The 3,081-nt window shown below is 70.8% G+C and carries 3 protein-coding genes, 1 tRNA gene and 2 pseudogenes; 5 read left to right on the top strand and 1 reads right to left on the bottom strand.

Annotation, left to right across the window (positions count from 1 at the left end; genetic code table 11):
- The 3 genes and pseudogenes from HET64_RS39510 to HET64_RS37865 form a co-directional block, all read left to right on the top strand.
- Window positions 1-154 (top strand): annotated as a pseudogene (locus tag HET64_RS39510) (ATP-binding protein); the annotation flags it as partial.
- A gap of 345 nt (window positions 155-499) precedes the next feature.
- A complete protein-coding gene (locus HET64_RS39750) occupies window positions 500-634 on the top strand; it encodes a hypothetical protein (RefSeq protein ID WP_285801942.1) in 135 nt (44 codons plus the stop codon).
- Window positions 598-1,068: pseudogene (locus HET64_RS37865) on the top strand (tyrosine-type recombinase/integrase); the annotation flags it as partial. The gene HET64_RS39750 and the pseudogene HET64_RS37865, both read left to right, overlap by 37 nt.
- A gap of 118 nt (window positions 1,069-1,186) precedes the next feature.
- Here the strand turns inward: HET64_RS37865 and HET64_RS37860 are convergent.
- Window positions 1,187-1,260, bottom strand: a tRNA-Pro gene (locus HET64_RS37860).
- A 127-nt stretch (window positions 1,261-1,387) separates the two neighbouring features.
- On the opposite strand from HET64_RS37860, the gene HET64_RS37855 reads away from it, so the two are divergent.
- A complete protein-coding gene (locus HET64_RS37855) occupies window positions 1,388-2,098 on the top strand; it encodes a transketolase (RefSeq protein ID WP_215111759.1) in 711 nt (236 codons plus the stop codon).
- A gap of 70 nt (window positions 2,099-2,168) precedes the next feature.
- Complete coding sequence (locus tag HET64_RS37850; protein WP_215111758.1) at window positions 2,169-3,071, top strand: transketolase family protein; 903 nt, start codon at window positions 2,169-2,171, stop codon at window positions 3,069-3,071.
- Window positions 3,072-3,081 lie beyond the last annotated feature (10 nt).

Raw genomic sequence — 3,081 nt, 5'->3', positions numbered from 1 at the left:
CTCCCCCGCCGACCCCACCCGCGTCGGCCGGCACGGCCTCGAACTCGTCCTCATGGTCTGCCAGAGCTTCGCAGTCCACCGCGAACCGGTCGGCAAACGCATCCGCGTCCAGATCCCCCTCCACGACAACACAGCCATCTCAAGCATCTGGTAGCACCAGGCCGGCCATTTCTCGCAGGCTCGTGTGCAACCTGACGGCTCACCTGGTCCCACAGGTCGGCAACGAGCAGCCGGTAGCCGGCATCGAGGACTTCGCGGTCGAGCAGGCCGGCATGCTGCTGGTGCCACCGACCGGAGGGCAGGTCGTGTGCCGGCCGGGCCCAGGCCCGGCTGGATGACTTCGTCACTGGTCTGGGCAAAACAGCTAGATACCGGCCCGCACAACCGGGTCGAGGCAGGCCTCGGGCCGACACCAGAAGGCCGGCTTGTCACCCAGTCCCGGCCGGCTTCTGGCCCCCTCCCCGAACCGTCCCGAGGAGGCTTGATCAGGTTGGTGGGGATGTTCGAGAAGGTTGTTCCGGCAATCAGCGACGAGTACGCGAGCAAGTACTACACGCAGGCGCGCGACGTGGCCGCGCTGGCTGAAACCGGGCTCCCGTTCGCCGTCAGACCACACCCGCGCCCGGCGGGCTGACCGACAAGGGCACCAAGGGCAAGCGGGCCGGCAAGGTTCCCGTCGTCGAGGAGATCCGCCCCCTCGTCGCGCAACGCATCCTGTCCGCCGGCCCCGATCCGGACGCCCGCCTGTTCACGGGCCCGCGAGGCGGGCGCATCTCCACCGCCGTCCTGCGCGACGCCACGCACTGGGACGACGTGGTCTCCAAGCTCGGCTACGAGCATCTGCGCCGCCACGGCCTCCGGCACACCGCGCTGACCTGGTTCGCCGACGCCGGGGTCCCGGTACCTGTGCTCCGCAGGATCGCCGGCCACGGTTCGCTGACCACCACCCAGCGCTACCTGCACCCGGACGTCCGCAAGATCACGGCTGCCGGGGCGGCACTCTCGGCCCACTTCAGCGCGCTGCGCGCACCACGCTCACTGCCGGGCCCAGTCGTCATGACCCGCTGACCCGCTGACCCGGTCAGGGACGCCGGACCTCCGGTTGGTCCCCAACCGGTCCCCAAGAATGATCAAGGGCCGGTTTCGGATTGCTCCGAAACCGGCCCTGATCTGCGACTGTCTCCAGTCGGGACGACAGGATTTGAACCTGCGACCCCTTGACCCCCAGTCAAGTGCGCTACCAAGCTGCGCCACGTCCCGCTGCCCGTCTGACCTGGGGTTTCCCCTGGCTGAACGCGCATGAGAACAATACCGCACTCCAGCAGGTGGTCACCAACACCATTCCGCGCTTGACCTCAACCGCGGTTGATGTTGAACGCTCGGTGTCATGACGAACACGACCGCCGCGACGGTACGCGGCCCCCGCGCATTCCATGACCTCGACCGCCTGATCGCCCTGATGACCGGCGCCGAGAAGCACGCGCCCGCCGCCCATTCCACGCTCGACGCCCTGTGGGTGCTCTACGACAGGGTGCTCCGCATCACACCGGACACGGCCGACGCCCCCGGGCGGGACCGCTTCCTGCTGTCCAAGGGGCACGGGCCGATGGCGTACTACGCCGTCCTCGCCGCGCACGGCTTCTTCGGCGAGGAGCTGCTGCACGGCTTCGGAGCGTACGACTCGCCGCTCGGCCACCACCCGGACCGGCTGCTGGTGCCGGGGGCGGAGATCGGCAGCGGATCCCTGGGGCACGGGCTGCCGCTCGCCGTCGGAACGGTGCTCGGGCTGCGCGCCCAGGGCCTCACCGACCCCCGGGTGTGGGTCCTGATCGGCGACGCCGAGCTGGACGAGGGCAGCAATCACGAGGCCATCGCCCACGCGGGCCCGGCCGGGCTCGAACAGCTCCACACGCTGGTGATCGACAACGCGTCCGCAACCCACGGCTGGCCCGGCGGGATCGCTTCCCGCTTCGCGTCCGCCGGGTGGGCGGCGGTGACCGTGGACGGTCGCGACCACGAGGCCCTGTACTCGGCGTTCACCACACCCCACCCGGGTGAACCGCTGGCCGTCGTCGCCCGCGTCGAACCCAAGAGCTGACCGCACCGACCGACCCCGTACGACCACCACCGCCGTTTCGCACACCCGAGCCCCCGGGAGGGACCCCTTCATGGACACCATGCGTGACCGATTCATCAGCACCGCCTCGCGACTCCTGAACGAGGAACCCCGGCTGGCCGTCGTGCTCGCCGACATCAGCGCCGACGGCTTCGCCCCGGCCCGGCGCGCCCACCCGGACCGGGTGATCAACGTCGGAATCCGGGAGCAGTTGCTGGTCGGGGCCGGTGCGGGGATGGCTCTGACGGGAATGCGGCCGATCGTCCACACCTTCGCCAGCTTCCTGATCGAGCGACCGTTCGAGCAGGTCAAGCTGGACTTCGGGCACCAGGGGGTCGGCGGGATCCTGGTGAGCGCCGGCGGCTCGTACGACTGGCCGGCCGGGGGCTTCACGCACATGTCCCCCGGTGACGTGGCCCTCCTGGACACGCTCGACGGCTGGACCGTGCATGTGCCGGGCCACCCGGACGAGGCCGAGGCCCTGCTGCGGGAGTCCGTCGCCGGCGACGACCGGGTGTACGTACGCCTCTCGCTCCAGGCGAACCGGGAGGCGCTGCCGGTGAGCGGCACGGCCGGGTTCACCGTGGTGCGCCAAGGGCTGGGCGGGACCGTGATCGCGGTCGGCCCCATGCTCGACAACGTCCTCGCCGCCACCGAGGGGCTGGACGTCACCGTGCTGTACGCGACGACCGTGCGGCCGTTCGACGCGGCGGGGGTGCGCAGGGCCGCCGGTGCGGCCACGACCGCGGATGTGGTGATCGTGGAACCGTATCTGGCGGGCACCTCCGCGACCGCGGCGGGCGAAGCGCTGATCGACCTGCCCCACCGGGTGCTCGGGCTGGGGGTGGGCCGCGCCGAGCTGCGTCGGTACGGGCAGCTGGAGGAGCACCTCACGGCGCACGGCCTGGACCCGCAGGGCCTGCGGAAGCGGATCACCGGATTCCTGCGCCCCTGATCCACCGGCT

This window comes from Streptomyces sp. McG3, assembly GCF_018619185.1.
In the GTDB taxonomy this organism is placed as follows: domain Bacteria; phylum Actinomycetota; class Actinomycetes; order Streptomycetales; family Streptomycetaceae; genus Streptomyces.
This window is presented reverse-complemented; position numbering and strand designations above follow the sequence as displayed.